The organism is Escherichia sp. KCJ4928, assembly GCF_004352695.1.
GTDB lineage: Bacteria > Pseudomonadota > Gammaproteobacteria > Enterobacterales > Enterobacteriaceae > ECMA0423.
The window spans coordinates 1-321 of the sequence record NZ_SJWV01000693.1 but is presented as its reverse complement, the minus strand read 5'-3'; the positions used below and the strand labels follow the sequence as shown (position 1 = coordinate 321).

At 46.1% G+C, this 321-nt stretch carries 1 protein-coding gene; it reads left to right on the top strand.

All coding sequences use genetic code 11. The features are described from left to right. Positions 1 to 64: 64 nt before the first annotated feature. A partial coding sequence (locus E0D98_RS26290; protein ID WP_000088297.1) for a transposase occupies positions 65 to 321 on the top strand: 257 nt, incomplete at its 3' end.

The following is a 321-nucleotide window of genomic DNA, read 5'->3' as shown; positions in this document are numbered from 1 at the left end:
TGAGGTAGCCTGAGTTTAACGGACACTCCTTCCTGAAATAGAATGGCATCAGAAGGAGCTAATAATGAGCAGAAAAACCCAACGTTACTCTAAAGAGTTCAAAGCCGAAGCTGTCAGAACGGTTCTTGAAAATCAACTTTCGATCAGTGAAGGCGCTTCCCGATTATCTCTTCCTGAAGGCACTTTAGGACAATGGGTTACCGCCGCCAGAAAAGGGCTCGGTACTCCTGGTTCCCGCACGGTGGCTGAACTGGAATCTGAAATTCTGCAACTGCGTAAGGCGTTAAATGAAGCTCGCCTTGAGCGAGATATATTAAAAAA